Annotated in this window: 2 protein-coding genes; both read left to right on the top strand. The window is 43.0% G+C overall.

The features are described from left to right. The coding region (locus A3756_RS22160) for a UDP-N-acetyl glucosamine 2-epimerase (RefSeq protein ID WP_068554669.1) at positions 1-786 on the top strand (786 nt) is incomplete at its 5' end. Continuing rightward, a partial coding sequence (locus A3756_RS22155) for a glycosyltransferase (RefSeq protein ID WP_156490692.1) occupies positions 776-1,594 on the top strand: 819 nt, incomplete at its 3' end. The genes A3756_RS22160 and A3756_RS22155, both read left to right, overlap by 11 nt.

The raw sequence follows: 1,594 nt of genomic DNA, 5'->3' as shown, positions 1-1,594 counted from the left end.
CACATGGAAGCTGGCAACAGATGTTTTGACCAGCGTGTACCTGAAGAGACGAACCGAAAAATTGTTGATCATATCTCAGATATTAATTTGACATATAGCACAATCGCCCGAGACTACTTACTTTCTGAAGGCATACCGGCTGATAGGGTCATCAAAACTGGCAGCCCAATGTTTGAAGTGTTGAACCATTATATGGATCAAATTGACGAGGCAGATGTACTCGAGCGTTTTGGCTTAGAAGCCGAGAAATATTTTTTAGTGAGTGCGCATAGAGAAGAAAACGTTGATACGCCAAAGCAGTTACGTGCTTTGGCTGAGACTTTGAATACCGTTGCACAAACCTACCAGTTGCCAGTCTTTATTTCGACTCATCCTCGTACGCGAAAACGCATCGAAGAGCAAGGTATTGAGTTTCATGAGCTTGTCCAGCTTCAGAAACCTTTAGGTTTCCATGATTATAATAAACTCCAAAAAAGTGCCAAGGTGGTGTTGTCCGACAGTGGCACTATTACTGAAGAATCGTCCATTCTAAATTTTCCTGCTCTCAATATTAGAGAAGCTCACGAGCGGCCAGAAGGGTTTGAAGAAGCTTCTGTGATGATGGTTGGTTTAGGTGTTGAGCGTGTTATGCAGGCTTTGGAAGTGCTTGAGTCTCAACCGGGTGGTGAAGAGCGCTTATTGCGTCCGGTTTATGATTACAGTATGCCGAATGTATCGGACAAAGTGGTGCGTATCATTCTAAGTTATACCGACTATGTAAACCGGGTCGTTTGGCGTGAGTACTAAACAAAAAACAGTCATCTATGTCGGCCCATTTGCATTTCCTAACGGTGGGGCGGCAGCCAGGCGCATACTGGGTATTTCCAAATCGTTACAGGCAAATGGATATAAGGTAAAGGTTGCGAGTGGCCAGCAGCCCAGTGAAGACGGCAGCTCTTTCGATTATGAAGGAATTGAGGTTCACTCTCTAAATGAAAGAACGGCTGAAGCTTATCCGAAGCTGCTGAAGTACTTGGCTTACTTAACGATAGGTAAAAAAACGCTTGCTTGGTTAGATGTGTTAGACGAAAAACCTGATGCAATTATTTTATATAGTGGTTACTCGCCTTACTTTCTTAAATTACTTCCTTGGTGTAGGCGTAATAACATCCCCTTGATTTTTGACGCAGTTGAGTGGTACGACCCTCCCAGTAGGTTGCATGGCATCCTAAATCCGTATTATTGGAATATCGAACTTGCGATGCATGTGTTAAGCCCTAAATGCGGTAATATCATTGCTATTAGCCGCTATCTGGATGAGTACTATCAATCAAAAGGATGTAACACTGTTAGAGTCCCCCCAACACTAGACACCTCAAGCACAGAAGCTCGTTTAAGGTCTGGTGAGTCTGAAAAAATATCTCTTAGCTATACTGGTAGCCCTGGCCATAAAGATTTTTTAGATAATGTTCTGGAAGCTTTGTTACAACTAGACCAAAACGGTGAAAAATTTTTACTCCATATTGCTGGCATTACGAATGCACAATTGCTGACTTTTCCGGCACTACAAAAAAGAGGGCTTCAGCAGATACCTGAGTGCTTGAAGTGCTATGGT

It is taken from the genome of Oleiphilus sp. HI0086 (assembly GCF_001635225.1).
This window is presented reverse-complemented; position numbering and strand designations above follow the sequence as displayed.